Below are 20,998 nucleotides of genomic sequence, written 5' to 3'. Positions count from 1 at the left end.
GAAAGACCCTTATAGGGTCAGAGCAAACCACCCGTTCTACGGGTGGTTATGATTAATAATCAGATTTTGACAAAATAATTTTCTAACTCTATACTTTTTGGGCAATCTAATAGTATATCTCGTTCGATTTTGATCTAATAAATCTTCAATAATAACTTTCTTAATTATTGCAGATTTTTTTATACCATCGAATATAGTTGAGACTAGTAATGTAGCAGTTAATCCCCCCATTAATAAAAAGAATAGATCCATCAAGATAGAATGGCTATGTATGCTCCAATACACTCCACCTAGTACAAAAGAAAATAAAGTTAAGTAAAAACCGAAAGATTTTGAAGAAATTTTTAATAATGTCGTTATAATAAAACCAATTAAACTTGTTGCAAATAGAAATAAGACCGTAGCAATCATAAAATTATTATAAGCAGAAACCATCTCATCCCCTGGAGATGGTTTTAACATTTCAATTCCTAAGTTTACCCCTAGGCCCATTAATACAGCTAATGTTACACTGAAAAATATTCCAGTATAAATATATGTTAATCGACTTTCTAAATCACTTACTAATATTTGATAATATAATTGTAATTCTGTATATGAGAGTTCTATAAATTTATTATTGACATATTCTCTATATGCACAATCATATCCAATATTCATACATCTTAATACAAAATAAAAAGAAAACTTTATCTTATTTACTATATTTTTTAGATTTTGTAACATATAACTCCTATTCATTTAATGTTAAAATAACATAAAATTCTAAATAATATTTACCTATAATAATCATCCTCATAATCATCTTTATACCGTATTGCATCGAGATCTGATGGAGATAATATATGCCCCTCTTCATCAACATATTCTCGAAATTCATTAAAGTATACACCTGGAATATCAGATTCTTCTAACTCAGGCACATCCTCGGGCTCAATATCCCAAAATTCAATTTCTACAGGTTGATTTTGTCGTTCCTTAGCAATATTAGATTCAGTTCTATTATCTTCTGATTTCAATTTCGATTCTTTAGTAATATCATTATCCGATGAATTAATTCCTATAAATTTCAATAACTCACTTATCATTATACAACACTCCTTAGTACAAATAACATATTAATTGTATTTTAGCAAAATATATAAAAATAAGCACTATATCCCATTTTAGGTATAGTGCTTATTTTGTATTTAATACTTATCTTGTATTTTATTATGCCCCAAAGAGTGACATTTGTTCGTCTTCAGGTAACTCACCACAGCATTTGAGTTCTTTCATTAAATCAATGATTGTGTTAGATACCTTACAACGACGTTGCAAGTCTTTTAGAGATGTAAACGGACGTTCTTCTCGTTCAGCTACGATAGCATCAGCTACTGTTTCACCTAAGGAATCAATAGCCAAGAATGGCGGCAATAGAGCACCATCTTTAATGCTAAAACGTCTTGCTTCAGAGTGTTGAATATCTACATTAACAAAACGATAACCCCGTTGGTACATTTCCATAGATACTTCTAAGGCACTCATAAGGTCCTTATCTTTAGGACTGGCACCACGATCAAGAGCTTTAATACGATTGAACTCAGTCATTTGCGTTTTAAGGTCTCCCGTCATAATGCGCAAATCAAAGGCCTTCGCCCGAATGGAGAAGTATGCTGCATAGAAAGCCAATGGATGGTATACCTTAAACCATGCAATACGGAATGCCATCATTACATAAGCTACCGCATGGGCCCGTGGGAATAGATAGGAAATCTTTTTACAAGATTCAATGAACCATTCAGGAATATTATTTTCCCGCATTTCAGCTTCAAATTCCGTAGTAGCTTGACCTTGTTTATTCCGTTTTTCAATGCCCTTCCCTTTACGTACGTTCTCCATAACGAAGAAGCTATGCTTTCGATCCATACCACGATGAATCAAAAAATTCATTACGTCGTCACGAGTAGAGATGGCTTCGTTCAATTTACAAGTACCATTTTTAATGAGGTCTTGCGCATTATCGAGCCATACGTTAGTACCATGAGAGAAACCAGAGATACGTACTAAGTCGGAGAACGTTTGTGGACGAGAGTCCTCAAGCATGCCCCGTACGAATTTCGTACCACATTCTGGCACTGCTAAACTGGCTACTTGGTCACCTTGTAATTGCTCAGGTGTTAAGCCAATACCCTCTGTGGAAGAGAATAGACTTAAAGTACGAGGATCATCAAACGGTATAGTTTTAGCATCTATACCCGTCAAATCCTCTAGCATACGAATGATAGTCGGATCATCATGGCCCAGAATATCGAGCTTAGTCATACGGCCTTCGATGGAGTGATAGTCAAAGTGTGTTGTTAATACACCACTTTCCTTCTTATTCGCTGGATGCTGTATAGGTGTAAAGTGATGCACATCCATATCGCGAGGACATACCATGATACCGCCAGGATGTTGGCCAGTAGTATTCTTAACATTGGTAAAGCCTTTTGCTAAATGTTCAAAGAAACCACTACGAGCTTGAATATCTCGAACTTCGGCGTATTTTTTAACATAACCATATGCAGTTTTATCCGCAATAGTACCGATGGTACCCGCTTTAAATACATTGTCACGTCCAAATAGTTCTTCCGTATATTTGTGAGCCTTTGCTTGGTAATCACCGGAGAAGTTAAGATCAATATCTGGAACCTTGTCACCTTCGAAACCAAGGAAGATGGCGAACGGAATATCATGGCCATTAGTTTGTAGCGCATGACCACACTCTGGACAATCTTTACGTGGCAAGTCAAAACCACCTGCATACTCACCCTTTTCAAAGAATTCTGAATATTTACAGTTAGGGCATACATAATGTGGCGGTAATGGGTTTACCTCTGTAATCTCTGACATGGTGGCTGCAAAGGAAGACCCTACAGAACCACGAGAACCTACGAGATATCCATCATCAAGAGATTTTTTTACTAGTTTATGAGCGATGTAATACAATACGCCATAACCATTAGAAATAATACAATCCAATTCATAGTCTAAACGTTCTTGTACAACACGTGGCAATGGATCACCATAAATAGCCTTCGCATTTCTATAGCACATTTCTGTGAAAGCTTCATCGGCACCTTCAATCTTTGGTGAATATGTGCCATCTGGAACTGGTTTAATATCTTCAATGCTATCATTAATTGCACGAGTATTAGTAACGACTACTTCATAAGCCTTTTCTTCACTTAAGTAAGGGAAGGATGCCAACATTTCATCGGTGGTACGTAAATGTAAATCTGGTTGTTCATCTGCATCTGGATAACCACAGGCAGTCAACATGATTTCACGGTAAATCTTTTCTTCTGGTGTTAAATAGTGAACGTCACAGGTTGCACAAACAGGCTTATTTAATGCTTCCCCTAATTCAATAACCGTTTTGTTCATATCGATAAGGGCTTGCTCATCTGGCATAAGTCCTTTACGAACCAAGAACATATTGTTCGTATGTGGCTGAATTTCAAGATAGTCATAGAAAGATGCAATCTCTAATAGTTCTTCCTTTGTAGCGCCACGAACAATGGATTGCATAAGTTCACCAGCTTCACAAGCAGAACCGATGATGATACCTTCACGATGTTCTTCAATAACAGAACGAGGCAAACGAGGACGTACCTTATAGTGTTCAAGGTGAGAAATAGATATCATCTTGTACAGATTGCGCAAACCTACCATATTTTTAGCTAATAAGATAATATGATAACGTTTATCTTTTTCTTTTTTCTTCTTCTTATCTACTACAGGCTCTTCATCACGAGCAACAATTTCATCATCAATGAGATAACCTTCTACACCGTAGATAACCTTAACGCCCAACTCTTTACCAAGAGCTTGAGCTTCTGGAAAGGCTTGTACAACGCCGTGATCTGTAATAGCTACCGCAGGATGACCCCATTTTTTTACTGTTTTAAATAGGTCTTTAACAGATACAAGAGCATCCTTATCACTCATCTTAGTATGCAAGTGCAGCTCTACACGGGAGTCTGGACGGTTTTCAGTGCGCTCCACGCTATTAGTTTCCATAGCTTCAATACTTCGAATAGATAAGATATAATCCTTATCAAATCGATCATCAAAGCTGACGCTACCTTGTACGCGTACACGTTGTAAACCTTTTAATTGTTTAAGTAGCGCATCCCCTTCTTCAGGGCTGTTCGTAAACTTGATAAATTTGATACTATTTGTATCGTCTACGATGCTACCGTTAACGATACTTTTACCAGTCTTAGTATCACGTTTATCTAGACCAACAAATACACCTTCAAAAATAACACTAGGCGTATCCAAAGTACCCATAATTTTAGAGGTAACTCCCTCAATCTTAGGCCCTAAAATCATGCCTTCATCAGTAGGAGCATCCTTCGGGGCACGACGAGGGTATTTACTATCCCCTTCACTACCTTTAGCAGTAGATTTTGTAGTACTTTTATGTGCAAAACCTTTACTTGCTTTAGGTGTACTGCTCACAGATGCGACAGTATCACTACCGCTAGATGCGGCAGCCGTTTGATTAGAACGAGATACAACGACAGGACTATTATTAAAGTAGCCCAGCTCAACAGCCTCTACAAATGGAGCAAAATCATCTTCATCGACATCATCATATTCATCTTCTTGGTCATAACCAGCAAAAGACTTGCCTCTAGGCACTTTGTTTTTAGCCTCTTCAGCCTCACGTTGCGCTTCTGCCGCTTCAATCCATTCACCAGCACCACAGCCGCCACCATAATAATAGGTATCTAAGCCTTCCCCTGTTTCAGTATCTACCTTCCAGGCGAAACAACAAGCTGTATCTGTATTAGTTGGAATATTATCAAAAGAAATATTTTTTTCCTTATACCATGCAGATAATCTTTCACGCAAACTAAGCAATGTAGAAAACGCAGAATCTGCAGCTTGTATCGTCACATGTTGGCTATGACAGTTTACATAGAAGGATGATTTCTTATTCTGTTTTGGTACAACACGATAACGTACTTTCATTTTTATCCTTTATACCCACAATAGGTAATACATAAATCTCTAAATCGCCAAATATCGCCCTTACTGCTACGACTATCTAAAATAATCTCATATAGCCCTTTTAATAAAGCTCGCAAGGCCTTAACTGAAATTCTAGGACTTGCTTCGTAAGCCAACTTAATCGGATATGGTTTAAATGACGAATCATGATCCTTACATAAGTTTTGTATGGCTTGAACAGACATTCCCGCTTGGCGACATTCGCTAACCAGTAGCTGCAAACGTAACTGCCCCTCAATATAGCTCATAGCACGATCTAATTCTTTATAGCCGAACATAAACGGAAATAATTCAAGCAATGTATCAATATCTCGTTTCAACAGCGCCTCTTTAAAGGTGAAAATATTTTTAGCACCATAGTCACTACCATTCTCTTCAAGGAACTCTTTCGTAATGACTTTATCGCCTGTTATCTGTAAAAAATAACGATCAAATTCGGTTTTCATAAATGAAACCGGTACATCTTGCCACAAATCGATGAGATGAGCTACATATTCCTGTGCATCAGGAGTCAGTTTAAATCCATTAGATGTACAATATTGACGAATCCACATCACTAGGTCAGCCCCTTCAAGACGCTTACATTGATAATTTGGTATTTTATCTAAAATTTCTTTATTCTGTTTGATTCGTTTATCAATCATATCATGATAAATCAAAAGGATAGGATTATCCCCATTATATTCCATAAGGAGTTCATATAATGGAATCCAGGCATCACTATTCTTACCGCTTTTACGAATAATAGGCAAGTTAACTAAACAGAATACCTTTTGATCGCCAAAGAGAGAATCTTCACATAGCTTTTCGCTAATCTTCTGTGGCCCAGCTTCATCATCTAATACTACTACTGGAAGGTCAGGATAGGCACTAAGAAACTTGCGTTTTTCTTCTTCAATTAATTGTGGCTCATCGCCATAGATGAGTTTAATTTCAGCCATACATCCTCCTTTCACAGATACATATCTTCAATAAAACTGTACCCCATAATATACATATATTCTGATGATGGATCCACATCGCGTAAAGCCCCATGTGGACTGCCAAATAGAACTATATTATGCGGCAATAGTCTGCCAATTTCATTCATTGAACTAGATCGACTCGTAATAAATAATGTATTAATCTTTTCATTTAATTTTAGATTTTTTTCTCCTCTTTGTCCATTATATACATCGATTTCTTTCATACTATTTTTATATATTGTTTTTGCAGATCCGTTACTATGAAAGTAGTCTACATGTACAACTTTTGGATTGACACCATATGCCCTTATAGCTTGATTGATAAGCCTTTCATTAGGCATCGTTTTAATATGGTCTGGCGCATCAATTAATAAATGAGCCCCTTCATGATTGGGTTCTATGCAAAGCAATACATTACATTGTTTCATAGGTATATAGTGAATCAATGTATCCTTATGATAATGTGTAACAAAATATGAAGCACCAAAGGTTGTGACCATAAAAAATAAACATATCGCTATATAAACAGTATACCTCTTTCTATGGGTTAAAAAATACGTAAATAAACCTAAAGAAAGAAAATAAAAATAAGCACAATAGGGATGCATCATCCCTAACCAAAGTAAACTACCACTACGCCCTAACAGATAATTTAAATATAAAGAAACACGTAATAATATATCTATTGGTAACCACACTATTGATATAGGAATCACATAGCTAATAACAGTACTTATAAAGATTAAAATAATAGATATATCTAATATAGGGGCTACTATACAAGCTGCTAATAAACTAGCAATACTGATATAGTGAAAGTAATACAGCTGTAACGGTAATATCAACAATTGGGCCGACACACATAATACGAGCGGCATTTTTAACCATCTAGGCAGCCATTGTATCCGTTCGTATAATACTTTGCCCCATATGAGCAATCCATAAGTTGCACCAAAAGATAGCTGAAAGCTCACATCAAACAAAGAGATTGGATCATATATGAGACATAGTATGGCAGATATACATAGCGCTTGTTTAGCTTGATATAGCCGCCCTTTTATATAGGCGATACACATGAGTATGCTCATCATCGTAGCCCTTACAACAGGAGCATCGCCACCAACAACACCACTATACATGCAAGCCACTAAAATCCCCATAATCAAACTAGTTCGCTTTCTTAATTTAATGAGTCGTCCCAGTCCATATACCAATGCTAACAAGAGAGCAATATGTGAACCCGATATAGATAGAATATGGATTAGTCCTGTATAGGAAAAATCCTTCATTGTATCTTCCCCTAGATCACTATAATGGCCACCTAAAGCTAATGCTTGTGCTAATACTTGTTGTGGCCCCTCCAGATTATGGGCAATAGTTTTATCTATGGACTCTCGTATTCCCCCACAAATAAATAAAAATTTCCTATATATTTTTTCAAAAAAGGTTTCTTTATAGCGAAATGCTTGTAAGTCTTTATTAGTAGCAACTCGATATACACCATCATAGATACGACCACGAGTATTTGAGCTCATATAGCGGCCACGAAGATTCATACGACCTTCCTCTTCAATGAGAAATAAGGGCTTTGGTGTGCCTTCAACAATTGCATATTCTCCTAGTCGTATAGGATAGTTCGTACTAGACGCCTTTGAGTATACCTGTAATCGCCCCTGTGCTTTAATATAGTCATTTTTTGCAGTATTTTTATAAGGATGTAATCCATGGATTTCAATAGTATATTTGTAATACTCCTGTTCATTCAAAGTTACTTTTTCAGGAGCAGTTACAACAGTACCGAGATATTCTCCTTCTTGCTGCAAATAATATGATGTATAACTATTGAAATGTATAATCCGTAAATCTGTTTGATAATAAAATAAACCAACTAAAACAAGGACTAAACCGATTAACTTGCTAAGTGAATGCCATCTATTAGACGATTGAAATGCTTTGAAAATACCTACAACTATAATAGCTAACCCAATAGCAAAAATGTAGTGCATCTGATTTAATACTGGATAATACTGACCATATCCTAATATTATACCCATAATTATAGAACCCAATATGACATGTGCCCAGTGACTGTGGGTTAAAACCTTAGTATTCAAATTAACAACATTTATATCAGGGAAGGGTCCATCATTCTTGCTATCTTGATGATTAAATTGTAATTTTGTCTTTAATCTTCTTAAATACGCCATCACCAATGCCCTTCACCCCCTTGATGCCTTCCACAGATGTAAAGGGGCCTTTTTGTGAGCGATATTCCTCAATTCTTTTAGCCATAGCAGGGCCTATCCCTGGTAGGGCATCTAATTCTTTTGCCGTTGCAGTATTTATATTAATCTTATTACCACGCAATAACACTTCAGGGTTGCCGTGAAAGTTAAATACCACGTGGATATGATCGCCTGCTACAACTGGCTTGGCCATATTAATAGACTCTACATCTGCATATGGTAAAAGTCCTCCCGCTAGTTTAACTACATCACCTATAGTGGCAGAGCTTTCAAGTTCATATAGACCAGGTGAGACTACGGCACCCGTAATATAAGCAATCGGTTTATTAGATATTTCTACTACATTTGACATAGAAGGATTTCCGTCCATTGACCCTTCAGCAAGGACAGAATCTCTTTCATCTGTTATAATAGGCCATAGGAAATAAATTCCTACTAAAACACATAGGATTAATACAATTATCATATACGGCTTCAATTTGCTTTTCATAGTGCACCTCCTACTGAAGGTTTTCCCTATGAAATTGTAAACTCCTACCATTGACTCTATTAGTCACACTAGCAGGAGTTCTAGAATTGATAGCGAATAAAAGGAGAATTTATGAATCAAGATACACTAAAAAAATATGCCCATACATTGCTAAAGTACGGCGTAAATTTACAACAAGATCAAACATTAGTTATTTCTGTTGATGTAGAAAATAAAGATTTTGCAGTTATCGTTACTGAAGAGGCATATGAGCTAGGCGCAAAAGAGGTAGTTCTTAACTGGAGATGTTCCCCTATCGCTCGTCAACGCTTATTACATGCTAACGAATCTGTTTTAGAAAAACCGGCTAACTGGATTCCTGAATTCTACAAACAATACATCGATGATAAGGCAGCATTTTTATCTTTAATCAGTGCTAATCCTAAAGCTTTAGAAGGTATTCCAACAGATCGTATTTCCTTACAATCTCGTAACTTAAACAAAGCATTATCCTTCTATCACACAGCTATCATGAACTCTTCTGTTACATGGTGCGTTGCATCTGTGCCAACTGTTCTATGGGCAGATTTACTTGGCTATGAAGGTAGTGATGAAGAAAAACTCGATCAATTGTGGGCAACATTATTAAAACTTTGTCGCATTGAAGGTATCGAACCGAAAGATACGTATCGTCATCACTTGGCAAAATTACGTCGTCGCTGTGAAGCATTGAATAAATTAGACTTAAAGTCATTGCGTTACACTTGTGAAAACGGCACCGACCTTTTATTAGAATTGCCAGAAGACCATATTTGGCTAGGTGGTGAAGAATCATCTAAAGATGGTACTATTTTCAATGCTAATATTCCTACAGAGGAAGTTTTCTCTGCTCCTCAATATAATGGTGTAAATGGCGTTGTGTACAGCACAAAACCATTAATTTATCATGGCAATACAATTTCTGATTTCTCCTTCACCTTTAAAGAAGGTAAAATCGTTGAATATACAGCCAAAGAAGGTTATGAAGTTCTAAAAGAATTAGTAGAAACTGATGAAGGCTCCCACTACCTTGGCGAAGTAGCATTAGTGGATCACTTCAGCCCAATTAGCCAATCTAACCAAATCTTTTACGAAACATTATTTGATGAAAATGCATCCTGCCACTTAGCAATTGGTGCATCTTATCCTACATGCCTTAAAAACAGCGATGGTTTATCTGAAGCGGAATTAAAGGAACGTGGCCTTAACCACTCCTTAACACATGTGGACTTTATGATTGGTCATGAACACATGAATATTAAGGGATATACTCGTGATGGTCAAGCTGTTGATATTATGATTAACGGTCGTTTACAAGTATAATTTAGGTATATAATCTGAAATAGTAAAAATATAGCAAAAGCTCTTATCCATTAATTAATAGATAAGAGCTTTTCTTGTAATATTATTGTTTTATACTTTATCATACGGTAATATGTAAAGTTCGTCCTGTAGGTTTATATTCAATAATTTCTACACCTGCTGTTTTAAGCATTCGTTTAGATGCTTTTACCTCTTTTGTGTCCTTATAGAGATCGTCACGATAGATAACTGCCTTAATACCACTTTGAATAATTGCTTTAGCACATTCATTACAAGGGAATAATGTGACATAAATCTTAGAGCCTTCTAAGGAACCTCCACGATAATTTAGGATAGCATTGAGTTCGCTATGTACAGTATAGAAATATTTATTATCATCTGCTGTATCTCGCTCCCACGTAAAGTCATCATCACTACAATTCAAAGGCATACCATTATAGCCAATGGATAAAATTTTATTATCATTGCTAACGATACATGCACCCACTTGTGTATTAGGATCCTTAGAACGTTGAGCTGCCAAAATAGCAACGCCCATGAAGTATTCATTCCAGGATATATAATCGCTACGTTTTGCCATACTTACCTCACTAAAAATAAGCCCCCTTCTACCTATGTAGTTGGGGGCTTACAGTATTGAACAAATAGAGTATCGTTATTTAACAACGATATTTACAAGTTTACCAGGTACGTAAATAACTTTTACGATATTTTTACCTTCTGTAAACTCTTGAACACGACTAGATTCTTTAGCCATTGTTTCTAATTCTTCTTTTGTAATATTTACGGAAACAGTAAGTTTATCACGAACTTTACCATTTACTTGTAATACTACTTCTACTTCATCTACAACAAGAGCAGCCTCTTCGTATACAGGCCAGTTTTCAGTGTGGATGGATGTAGTTTCACCCAATTCATGCCACAACTCTTCTGTCATATGAGGAACGAATGGTGCTAAAAGAAGTAATAAGGAATGAGTCAATTCATTAGCCAAAGCGCTATTGATTGTTTCAGCTTTATCCTTATGAGCGTACATAGCATTTACAAGTTCCATGATAGCAGAAATAGCAGTATTGAAGTTGAAGTTATTATCGAGGTCTTCTGTTACCTTTTTGATAACGCGGTGTAACTCACGACGTAATGCAAATTCGTCTTTTGTAAGTTCACCAGTTACGTTCTTCTTACCTTCTTCGTTGTACGCATCAACGATACGCCATACACGACCCAAGAAACGATAAGAACCTTCAACACCTTGGTCAGACCAATCAAGGTCACGATCAACAGGAGCCGCAAAAAGAATAAACAAACGTGCAGTATCTGCACCATAGGTATTGATAATTTCTTCAGGAGAAACTACATTACCTTTAGATTTAGACATCTTGCTGCCTTCTTTAAGAACCATACCTTGTGTCAATAAGCCACGGAATGGCTCGTTAGCTTCGATAAGACCTAAATCGTGAATAACTTTCACAAAAAATCGAGAGTATAACAAGTGCAAGATAGCATGTTCAATACCGCCGATATATTGGTCAACGTTCATCCAGTAATTAGCAATTTTTTTATCGAATGGAGCTTGGTCATTTTTTGCGTCTGTATAGCGCAAGAAGTACCAAGAGGAATCGATAAATGTGTCCATTGTATCTGTTTCACGACGTGCAGGACCACCACATTTTGGGCACGTAGTATTTAAGAAGCTTTCAGATGTAGCCAATGGAGATACGGCACCAGATTCAAATTTAACATCCTCTGGTAAGCGTACTGGCAACTCTTCTTCAGGAACGAGTTGTTCACCACATTTTTCACAGTATACAACAGGAATTGGCACACCCCAGTAACGTTGACGAGAAATCAACCAGTCACGAAGACGGAAGTTTACTTTACCTTCACCAATGCCGCGTTCATTTAGAGCAGCTGTAATAGTTTTACGAGCCTCTTCAGATGTTTGGCCGTTATAATCGCCAGAGTTAACTAGAATACCATCTTCATGATACCATTCTTGCCATTTTTCAAGGCTATATTCTTCACCTTCCCGAGCTACAACTTGTTTAATAGGTAAGTCGTATTTATGAGCAAATTCCCAATCACGTTCATCATGTGCAGGAGAACCCATTACAGCACCAGTACCGTAGTCTACTAATACATAGTTAGCAATCCAAACTGGAACTTGTTCGCCAGACATAGGGTTTACTGCATAGGAACCCGTGAACATACCTTCTTTAGGTGCATCTGTAGATGTACGGTCAATATCGCTCATATTGCGCATGCGGGTAATGAAAGATTCTAATTCAGCTTTGTTAGGAGCGTTTTCAATGAGGCGTTCTACATATGGATGTTCAGGAGCCAATACTACATAGCTTACACCGTAAATAGTGTCAACACGTGTAGTATACACAGATACACGTTCATTAATGGATGGAACTTCAAAGGAGAATTCTGTTCCTTCAGAACGTCCAATCCAGTTCTTTTGCATCAATTTAACACGTTGAGGCCAGTGATCAAGACTGTCCAAATCAGTTAACAAGCGATCAGCATATTCAGTGATACGCAAGAACCATTGAGACAAGTCTTTTTTCTCAACTGGATTATCACAGCGCCAGCAAGCACCATCGATAACTTGTTCATTAGCCAATACAGTATGGCAAGTTTCACACCAGTTTACCTTAGCTTCTTTTTTATAAGCTAAGCCCTTTTTGTAAAACTGTTCAAAGAACCATTGCGTCCATTTATAGTAATCTTCTTTACATGTTGCAACTTCACGGTCCCAGTCGTAGGACAAGCCAAGTGCTTTTTGTTGCAATTTCATGTTCTCGATATTATCAAGAGTCCATGTTTTAGGTGCAATGCCATGTTTGATAGCCGCGTTTTCTGCAGGCATACCAAAGGAGTCCCAGCCCATTGGATGCAATACGTTGAAGCCTTTCATTTTTTTGAAACGAGCTACTACATCACCGATGGAATAGTTACGCACGTGACCCATATGTAAGTTACCAGATGGGTATGGGAACATTTCTAATACATAGTATTTCTCTTTAGATTCATCATATTCTGTTTTAAAGGTATGGTTATCGTCCCAATACTTTTGCCACTTTTTCTCAATATCTTGGGCTACATATTTTTCGTTCATGTAGGGGCCTCCTTATATAGTCAACCTCATTAGTTACCGTTTTATAATCAATATTTTTATTGTACTACTTACTATGAAAGCAGTCAAACTCTAGCGTTTTACAACTTGTACAGATTCTATTAATTCATTTTTAGTAGATGTATTTTGAACGAATCCATGACTTTTATAATAAGCTTTTTTATCATTTACTTCTTGTGCATCACGTTCTTTTTGAGTCTTAGCCTCTTCTTCTAAACGCTTCTTTTCCGCTTTAGCTTCCTCGACTTGACGTTTTTTCTCTGCTTTAGCTTGCTCCGCTTCTTCCTTAGCTTTACGTTTCGCTAATTCTTTTTCCTCTTTAGCCTTTCGTTTTGCTTCTGCCTTAGCGGCTTTTGCCTTTTCTTTTTCTTCTAAGCGTAATTTGTATTGTTCAAGCTTAGTTAAAGGTTTTGCTTCTTCTACTACAGGCTCAGGAACAATGGCTGTAGGAGAATTAGGAATGCCACGACCTAAGTCTTTACCTTGAATCATAGCAATAGTAGATTCGTCTTCAAATCCTTTACGCCATGCAGCAAAGCCACCGAGTTGCAATTCTTTTACTAGGTCTAATTTTAAACCCAAAGAGGTATTATCTTCAAACCAAATACGGTCAGAACCAGAACCAGTTGGGATTGATAAATAATACAATTTTAATCGATCATCCCAAGTCATTTTATCCTTATAGTTTGCAAAATAGTTGCCTATATTTTTCATAGCCAAAGTTTCACCTTTAGCATAACCATTAGTATCATGCCATAAGCGCATATAGAATGGTACACCAAGTACTAGTTTTTGGGATGGGACTTCAGAAAGCATTTTTTCTGTATGATTACGAACCCATGGATAACTTGCTACAGGACCTGCTGTAGTACTCTTGGCCCAAGTTTCATCATACGCCATGAGAACTACATAATCTACAGAATTAGCAAAAGCACTACGATTATATACTAAGGACCATTCAGGACTATCAGAATAACCAGTTACATCGATGGATGTTTTAATATTGTATTGATGTAAATGATTAGATAAATACGCCACAAACGCTGTTAAACGATCACGATCCGCATAATCAATATTTTCAAAGTCAAAGTTATAACCATCAAATCCGTAAATATAAGCATACTGTACTAAATTATGGGCATATTTCTTCCATACAGATTGATCTGCTAAAATACCACTAGTAAAGCCAGGGTCAAAACGATTCGTAATCAATGGCCATACGTGGTAACCTTTACTTTTATAATCGTTAACATAATCAATACTTACATTAGGACTTGCTTCAAGGCCAAGGCTATGCAATTTAAACCAACTTGGAGAAATGATATTATCGCCGCTAGCATTGAGTTTTGCTTGGTATGGAGTTCCCTGTGTTGGCCATGGATCAAAAGCCCAAGACAGTGGTGTTTGCATTGTATAAGGAGCTTTTACCGTGGAGGCTTGCGGTGCAGGACCTAATGTTAGTTGACCATTAACCTTTGTATAGCTCACCCCAAGCATGGCTGGATCAGACTCAATATCAACATAGGTCATACCATTTTTATTGGTAGTTGGTAATTTTACGGGTTCACCGACAGCAGTTGGATTTAAAACGACAGCATTTCCTTGTAGCTCTGTTTGAGGTACATACACTGTATAGGATGTTTTATATTGATTAGCTTCGTAATGACGTGTAGTATTCGCTAAAAATTGGTCAATAGGAACCAATACCTCAGCTTGTACTGCTATACTAGATAATGCAGATATTACTAAAGCTGTTAAGGATTTTAAAATAGTAGATTTACGAATCATAAACTCTCCTAACTCTAGCCCCATAAGGGGATATAATTTCAATCTCTATATTATACCATATTATATAGAGTTCATCTCTCTTGTTGCATGAAAAGTACATGTAATTTATAATTTAGTTTATATAATAAAATTTATCACATAAGGAGTTTTATATGCATCAATATCTATTTTTTATAGGAGACTTCCCAATTAGAGCCTATGGTGCCATGTTAGCTTTGGCAATTATCTGTGGTGCCTCTGTAGCATATGTACTATTAAAAAAAGACGGCAGAGGTTGGCATGAACATATCATAGACTTTTCTATTACTGTTGCTGTAGCGGGTCTCATTGGCGCCAGATTATGGGATGTGTTCTTCTTTGATTGGCACTACTATGGTAATCATTTACTTGAAATCCCCTTTGTATGGCAAGGTGGCATGGCCATTCAAGGCGGTGTAGTTCTTGGCACAATTGCAGGTTATTGGTATTTACGTAAAAATAATATCGACTTTTGGGCCTTTGCCGATTTATTCGCACCAGCGTTAATCTTAGCTCAATCTGTCGGTCGTATGGCAAATCTCTTAAATGGCGATGCCTTTGGTCACCCTACGGGCGGTAATTTTGGTATTCTTTACCCTGAAAGCACGTTGGCTCATCGCACCTACGGTAATCAACCATTATGGCCTGCTGAGATATGGGAAGGTCAAATCGATATTCTTATCTTCGTAGCCCTCCTATTATTTAGCTCCTTCAAACATGCTAAGGGGCAAGTATTCGTACTTTATGCAATTCTCTATTCTACGGCTAGATTTTTCCTAGAATTCTTACGCGGTGACTATGTAGACTTAACATTAGGCTTAAAATCTGCTCAAATGACAAGCTTGATTGTCATTATTGTAGGTATTTGTTTATTTATCTATTTAGGCTATTTAGAAAAGAAAAATAGACCTGCTCTTGAAACTACAGAAGCAGTACCTAAAAAGAAAAAACGTAAATAATAAAAATCCTTCATTCATTGGCTTCCCTTTGAATGAAGGATTTTTCTTTATAAGTCTTAAAGACTCATATAGTATTGAGCAATTTATTTTTTAGATCAAAGCTTATAAATTTTCTTTAGCTTTTAATGTATCTAGTTCTTCTAATGCACGATTAGCGATAAGAGCATTTTTCTCTTTTTTCTTACTTATTCTTTGTGGCCATGAATCCATAATACCAAAATTGACATTCATAGGTTGGAAATTAGATCCTTCATAGTTAGATACGTAGTGGCTGAGAGAACCGATAGCTGTAGTTTTAGGAAAATCTATAAATGGACGTTCTTCCAAATAACGGTCCACCTGTAAACCTACCATAAGACCACTAGCAGCAGATTCCAAATAACCTTCAACGCCTGTCATTTGGCCTGCAAAGAATAAGCGTGGTTCTTTTTGAAGTTGGAATGCATGGTTCAACAACTCAGGAGAGTTGATATACGTATTGCGGTGCATAACGCCATAGCGCACAAATTCAGCATTTTCTAGGCCTGGAATCATGCCAAATACACGTTTCTGTTCCCCCCATTTCAAATGAGTTTGGAAGCCTACCAAGTTAAACATGGTGCCTTCTTTATTTTCCTTACGTAATTGAACCACTGCATAGGATTCTTCATTAGTGCGTTTATCTACTAAACCAACTGGTTTAAGTGGACCATAGCGCAATGTATCTTCACCGCGGCTCGCCATAATTTCTACAGGCATACAACCTTCAAAGTAGATTTCTTTTTCAAAATCCTTTGGTTGCACAGCTTCAGCTGTAGTAAGCTCATGCCAGAACGCTTTATATTCCTCTTTTGTCATAGGACAGTTAAAGTAATCTGCATCGCCCTTATCGTATCGAGATGCGGCAAATACTTTGTCGTAATTTAAAGATTCTGCTGTAACAATAGGTGCTGCAGCATCGTAGAAATAAAATCCAGTTTCACCTGTTAGTGCTTTAATCTTATCCCCTAACGCTTCAGAAGTAAGGGGACCAGAAGCGAAAATAATAGTACCTTCACTAGGAATTTCTGTTACTTCTTCGTGATGAACTGTAATATTAGGATGGCCTTTTACCTTTTCAGTCACCATTTCACTAAACAAATGACGATCAACTGCTAAGGCTCCACCGGCAGGTACAGCAGTTGCATCAGCACATTCCATAATCAGGGAGCCTAAACGACGCATCTCTTCTTTTAAAAGACCTACTGCATTTTCAATATTGCCAGCTCGTAAGGAATTACTACAGACAAGCTCAGCAAATTGATCTGTTTGGTGTGCAGGGGAGCTCTTCACAGGGCGCATTTCATATAAGTCTACATGAATGCCACGGTTAGCGAGTTGCCAAGCTGCTTCAGAGCCGGCTAAACCTGCTCCAATAACAATAACATTTTTATTATTCAACTGTTGTTTCCTCTTTATCTTTGCTAGATTTCTTAGACTCTTTAGTTTCCTTTACGGTCTCTTCACTAGCTTCACTCTTTTTCTTTCTAGTTTTCTTTGGAGGTCGAGTTGGACACGTTTCATTGGAACAGAATTTCTTAGTCGTCCCATTTTTATATGTCTTTTCAACCATAATAGAACCACAAGTATCACAGAATTCATGGGTTGGTTTATCCCATAATGTGAAATCACATTGTGGATAACGGTTACAACCGTAGAATAAACGACCACGACGTGACTTACGCTCTACGATTTCCCCTTCCTTACATTTAGGACAAGTTACACCTGTACCTACCGTAATAGGTTTAGTATTTTTACATTCTGGGAAATTAGAACATGCGAGGAACTTACCATAACGACCAAATTTATATACCATCGGACTATGACAAAGTTCACAGGTTTCATCACTTTCCATGGATGCAATTTCAATGCGATCTACATCACTCGCATCTTCTAACTCTTTACCGAATACTTTATAGAAATCAGACAATACCTTTAGATACGTATCCTTACCAGATGCAATAGCATCCAATTCTTCTTCAAGATCACGGGTAAATCCGGTATTGATGATTTTTTCGAAGTATGCAATCAAGAAATCTACCACTACAAAGCCTAGCTCTGTTGGAACAAATTGTTTATTCGTATTCTCTACATAGTTACGACTCACAATCGTATCTAAAATTGGTGCATATGTACTTGGACGACCAATTCCGAGCTCCTCTAGTGTTTTGATGAGACTTGCTTCTGAATAACGTGGAGGTGGTTGCGTGAAGTGTTGTTCAGGCAATACCTCTACCGTATGAGCAGCATCATTTTTCTTAAGAACTGGCAATTGAGGAACATCCTCTTTTTTCGCATCTTCATAGACAGCACTAAAACCAGGGAAGATTACACGAGAGCCTGTTGCTTTAAATGTGTAATCATCATAAACAGTCAATTCAATAGTAGTAGATTCGTTTTGTTGTGGTGCCATTTGGCTCGACATAAAACGATTCCAAATCAATGTATATAACTTAAGCTCATCACGACTCAAGAATGGCTCCACCATCTTAGGTGTTAACTCTAAAGATGTAGGGCGAATCGCTTCATGGGCATCTTGAGCGGAACCTTTAGCACCATACATATTAGGTTTAGATGGATAGTAATCTTCACCATAGTTACGAATAATATAATCCTTAGCCATGACCTGCATCTCTTTAGAGATACGAGTAGAGTCTGTACGCATGTATGTAATCAAACCAACATGACCATAAGAACCGATTTCTAAACCTTCATATAGATGTTGGGCAATCATCATGGTACGCTTTGCACCAAAGTTCAACTTACGAACACCATCTTGTTGCAACGTAGATGTTGTAAATGGTGGTGCCGCCTTACGAGAGCGCTTGCGTTTTTCCACATTCGTTACTACTCCATCAGCACCACCTATAGCATTTACTACAGCTTGTGCATCTTTTTCAGTAGTAATATCTATTTTCTCACCTTTAATATGAGTTAATTCTGCAGTGAAAGACTCTTTTTTAGGTGTTTCAAAATTGCCTTCAATAGTCCAGTACTCTTGTGGAACAAAGGCTTGAATTTCTCGTTCTCGTTCGCAGATAAGACGAACAGCTACGGACTGTACACGTCCTGCGCTTAGGCCCTTACATACCTTTTTCCAAAGCAATGGGCTCAATTTATAGCCTACGATACGGTCTAATACACGACGTGCTTGTTGAGCATCGACCATGTTCATATCGATGGTACGTGGAGATTCTAGCGCCTCTGCTACGGCATTCTTAGTGATCTCGTTAAATGTAATACGGCATGTAGATGTAGGATCCACATTAAGAATGTACGCCAAATGCCAAGAAATAGCTTCCCCTTCTCGGTCTGGGTCAGTTGCGAGCAAGACGGCACTACTGTCATCGGCGTAGGAAACGAGTTCTTCAATAACCTTTTTACGGGTCACCAAATTACTATAACGTGGAGTAAATCCATGCTCTATGTCGATACCCATTTGAGATTTAGGCAAATCTCGTAAATGGCCCATACTTGCTTTTACCACATAGTTTGAACCTAAGAATTTTTCAATTGTTTTAGATTTAGCAGGAGATTCTACGATAACCAATACTTTGCCTGTAGGATTATATACGCGTGGTTCCCGTTGCTCAGGTGGCACAGAGGTTTGTAACACAGACTTATCTCGTACAATCCCCATAGGAGTAAGAGCCTCTTTGGCGACCTTACGTTTTATCGTAGTACTCTCTTTTGTAGTACTTTTCTTTTTTGTTTCTTTACTAGTACTAGCTGCTTTTGGCTCGCCAATAACGATAGATCGTTTAATGGACAAGTATATCACTCCTAGTCATATTAATATAGCCTCTCGGCGGTTGATGTTCTATAGCACCTTCTAACTCTAACTCAAGTAATAAGGGCTGCAGTTGTTGTAATGGAATATGAGTTGCTTTCAAAATATCACTAACAGTAATACATCGATCATGAGGTATTTCACTCAATATTAAACTCTTATCCAAACTAAAGCTTAACATAGACGAGCCATGACTATCAACACCCTTACATGTGTTACTTAATGAATCTTCTTCTTTAACATTATTATTTTCTATTTTCTTTGGCTGTAAAAGTTTCTCTTCTTTCGAGAAAAAGTTACGCAATGTCAAATGATATTGTTCAACTATATCCTCATATCCAGTCAATACATAAGCACCATTTCGCATAAGGAACTTATTACCATCCGCTGTATGATCTAATAGATTACAAGGTACTACAAATACATCACGCCCTTCACTAACAGCCATATCTGCCGTAATTAAAGAGCCACTACTAGACTTAGCCTCTACAACGATAACACCTCGACTAAGGCCACTGATAATACGGTTACGTGCAGGGAAATGTTTAGCCGATGGCGGTGTGCCTGGAGGATATTCAGATATGAGTAAACCATTATTAGCCATTATTTTGTCAAATAGTTTTGAGTTCTCTCTAGGATATACTATATCTAATCCACATCCCATAACCACAATACCATACCCCTGACTAGCAAGTAAGCCTTCATGACCATGAGAATCAATGCCACGAGCACCACCACTAACAATTATGGTACTGTATTTACCTAGTTCTTTGCCTAACATTCTCGCCACATTCCGACCATATAATGAACATCGTCGCGCCCCTACAATGGCAATGCGGTTCAATCTTTTATCTAATAGAGCTCGATTACCTCTCATAAATACTATGGCTGGTGGATTATAGATTTGGTTTAACATAGATGGAAAGTCCTTATCTAGAAAGGTCGTAACATCCATTTTATATTCTTCTAATTTTTGGCTAATATAATCTAGTTTTTCATCCTTAGCTGATGCTGTAATAGCACGTTTATCTCCTACAGAGAGGTATGTATACCCTTTTAAATTTTCCACATCTTTAATGGCTTTCCATGCATCATAAGGAGATCCAAAGTCTTCTACGAACCGTCTTACATACGTAGCCCCTATATTATATAAACTTTGTAAAGCTGCAATATAAATGTTGTCGTCATATCTAGTCAT

Annotated in this window: 14 protein-coding genes; 2 read left to right on the top strand and 12 right to left on the bottom strand. The window is 37.3% G+C overall.

What is annotated here, in order from left to right:
• Positions 1-36: 36 nt before the first annotated feature.
• From RWP19_RS02275 to RWP19_RS02250, 6 genes are all read right to left on the bottom strand, one after another.
• A complete protein-coding gene (locus RWP19_RS02275) occupies positions 37-726 on the bottom strand; it encodes a hypothetical protein (protein ID WP_314356307.1) in 690 nt (229 codons plus the stop codon).
• 50 nt (positions 727-776) lie between these two features.
• On the bottom strand, positions 777-1,088 hold the full coding sequence (locus RWP19_RS02270) for a hypothetical protein (protein WP_314356306.1): 312 nt from the start codon (positions 1,086-1,088) through the stop codon (positions 777-779).
• A 124-nt stretch (positions 1,089-1,212) separates the two neighbouring features.
• Entirely contained in the window at positions 1,213-5,004 is a 3,792-nt protein-coding gene (locus tag RWP19_RS02265) for a PolC-type DNA polymerase III (protein ID WP_314356305.1), read from the bottom strand.
• 2 nt (positions 5,005-5,006) lie between these two features.
• Positions 5,007-5,984 (bottom strand): DNA polymerase III subunit delta, encoded by a 978-nt coding sequence (holA, locus tag RWP19_RS02260; RefSeq protein ID WP_314356304.1) that lies wholly within the window; start codon positions 5,982-5,984, stop codon positions 5,007-5,009.
• An 11-nt stretch (positions 5,985-5,995) separates the two neighbouring features.
• A complete protein-coding gene (locus tag RWP19_RS02255) occupies positions 5,996-8,218 on the bottom strand; it encodes a ComEC/Rec2 family competence protein (protein ID WP_314356303.1) in 2,223 nt (740 codons plus the stop codon).
• A complete protein-coding gene (locus RWP19_RS02250; protein ID WP_314356302.1) occupies positions 8,175-8,744 on the bottom strand; it encodes a ComEA family DNA-binding protein in 570 nt (189 codons plus the stop codon). Before RWP19_RS02250 ends, RWP19_RS02255 begins: the two co-directional genes overlap by 44 nt.
• A 111-nt stretch (positions 8,745-8,855) precedes the next feature.
• Here RWP19_RS02250 and RWP19_RS02245 point away from each other — a divergent pair, with 111 nt between their 5' ends.
• The gene (locus RWP19_RS02245; RefSeq protein ID WP_314356301.1) at positions 8,856-10,085 is read left to right on the top strand and encodes an aminopeptidase; all 1,230 of its coding nucleotides are present in this window, start codon (positions 8,856-8,858) and stop codon (positions 10,083-10,085) included.
• A 100-nt stretch (positions 10,086-10,185) separates the two neighbouring features.
• On the opposite strand, the gene RWP19_RS02240 is transcribed toward RWP19_RS02245, so the two are convergent.
• The 3 genes from RWP19_RS02240 to RWP19_RS02230 form a co-directional block, all read right to left on the bottom strand.
• A complete protein-coding gene (locus RWP19_RS02240; RefSeq protein WP_314356300.1) occupies positions 10,186-10,665 on the bottom strand; it encodes a dCMP deaminase family protein in 480 nt (159 codons plus the stop codon).
• Positions 10,666-10,740: 75 nt separating this feature from the next.
• Positions 10,741-13,209 carry a leucine--tRNA ligase gene (gene leuS, locus RWP19_RS02235; RefSeq protein ID WP_314356298.1) on the bottom strand — a complete coding sequence of 823 codons (2,469 nt, stop codon included), beginning with the start codon at positions 13,207-13,209 and terminating at the stop codon, positions 10,741-10,743.
• Positions 13,210-13,299: 90 nt separating this feature from the next.
• Positions 13,300-15,015: a glycosyl hydrolase family 18 protein gene (locus RWP19_RS02230; RefSeq protein ID WP_314356297.1), complete on the bottom strand. Its 1,716-nt coding sequence runs from the start codon at positions 15,013-15,015 to the stop codon at positions 13,300-13,302.
• Positions 15,016-15,167: 152 nt separating this feature from the next.
• Here RWP19_RS02230 and lgt point away from each other — a divergent pair, with 152 nt between their 5' ends.
• Complete coding sequence (gene lgt / locus RWP19_RS02225) at positions 15,168-15,992, top strand: prolipoprotein diacylglyceryl transferase (protein WP_314356296.1); 825 nt, start codon at positions 15,168-15,170, stop codon at positions 15,990-15,992.
• A gap of 102 nt (positions 15,993-16,094) precedes the next feature.
• Here lgt and trmFO read toward each other — a convergent pair whose 3' ends face one another.
• From trmFO to dprA, 3 genes are read right to left on the bottom strand one after another with little or no spacing between them, the layout of a single operon-like run.
• On the bottom strand, positions 16,095-17,411 hold the full coding sequence (gene trmFO, locus RWP19_RS02220; RefSeq protein WP_314356295.1) for a methylenetetrahydrofolate--tRNA-(uracil(54)-C(5))-methyltransferase (FADH(2)-oxidizing) TrmFO: 1,317 nt from the start codon (positions 17,409-17,411) through the stop codon (positions 16,095-16,097).
• On the bottom strand, positions 17,404-19,782 hold the full coding sequence (gene topA / locus RWP19_RS02215; protein ID WP_314356294.1) for a type I DNA topoisomerase: 2,379 nt from the start codon (positions 19,780-19,782) through the stop codon (positions 17,404-17,406). Before topA ends, trmFO begins: the two co-directional genes overlap by 8 nt.
• Positions 19,772-20,998 carry a DNA-processing protein DprA gene (gene dprA / locus RWP19_RS02210; protein WP_314356293.1) on the bottom strand — a complete coding sequence of 409 codons (1,227 nt, stop codon included), beginning with the start codon at positions 20,996-20,998 and terminating at the stop codon, positions 19,772-19,774. The genes topA and dprA overlap by 11 nt, the downstream gene beginning before the upstream one ends.

Source organism: uncultured Veillonella sp. (genome assembly GCF_963522475.1).
Lineage (GTDB): Bacteria > Bacillota > Negativicutes > Veillonellales > Veillonellaceae > Veillonella.
Note: the sequence above shows the minus strand (reverse complement) of the source record. Positions and strands in the feature narration are given on the sequence as shown.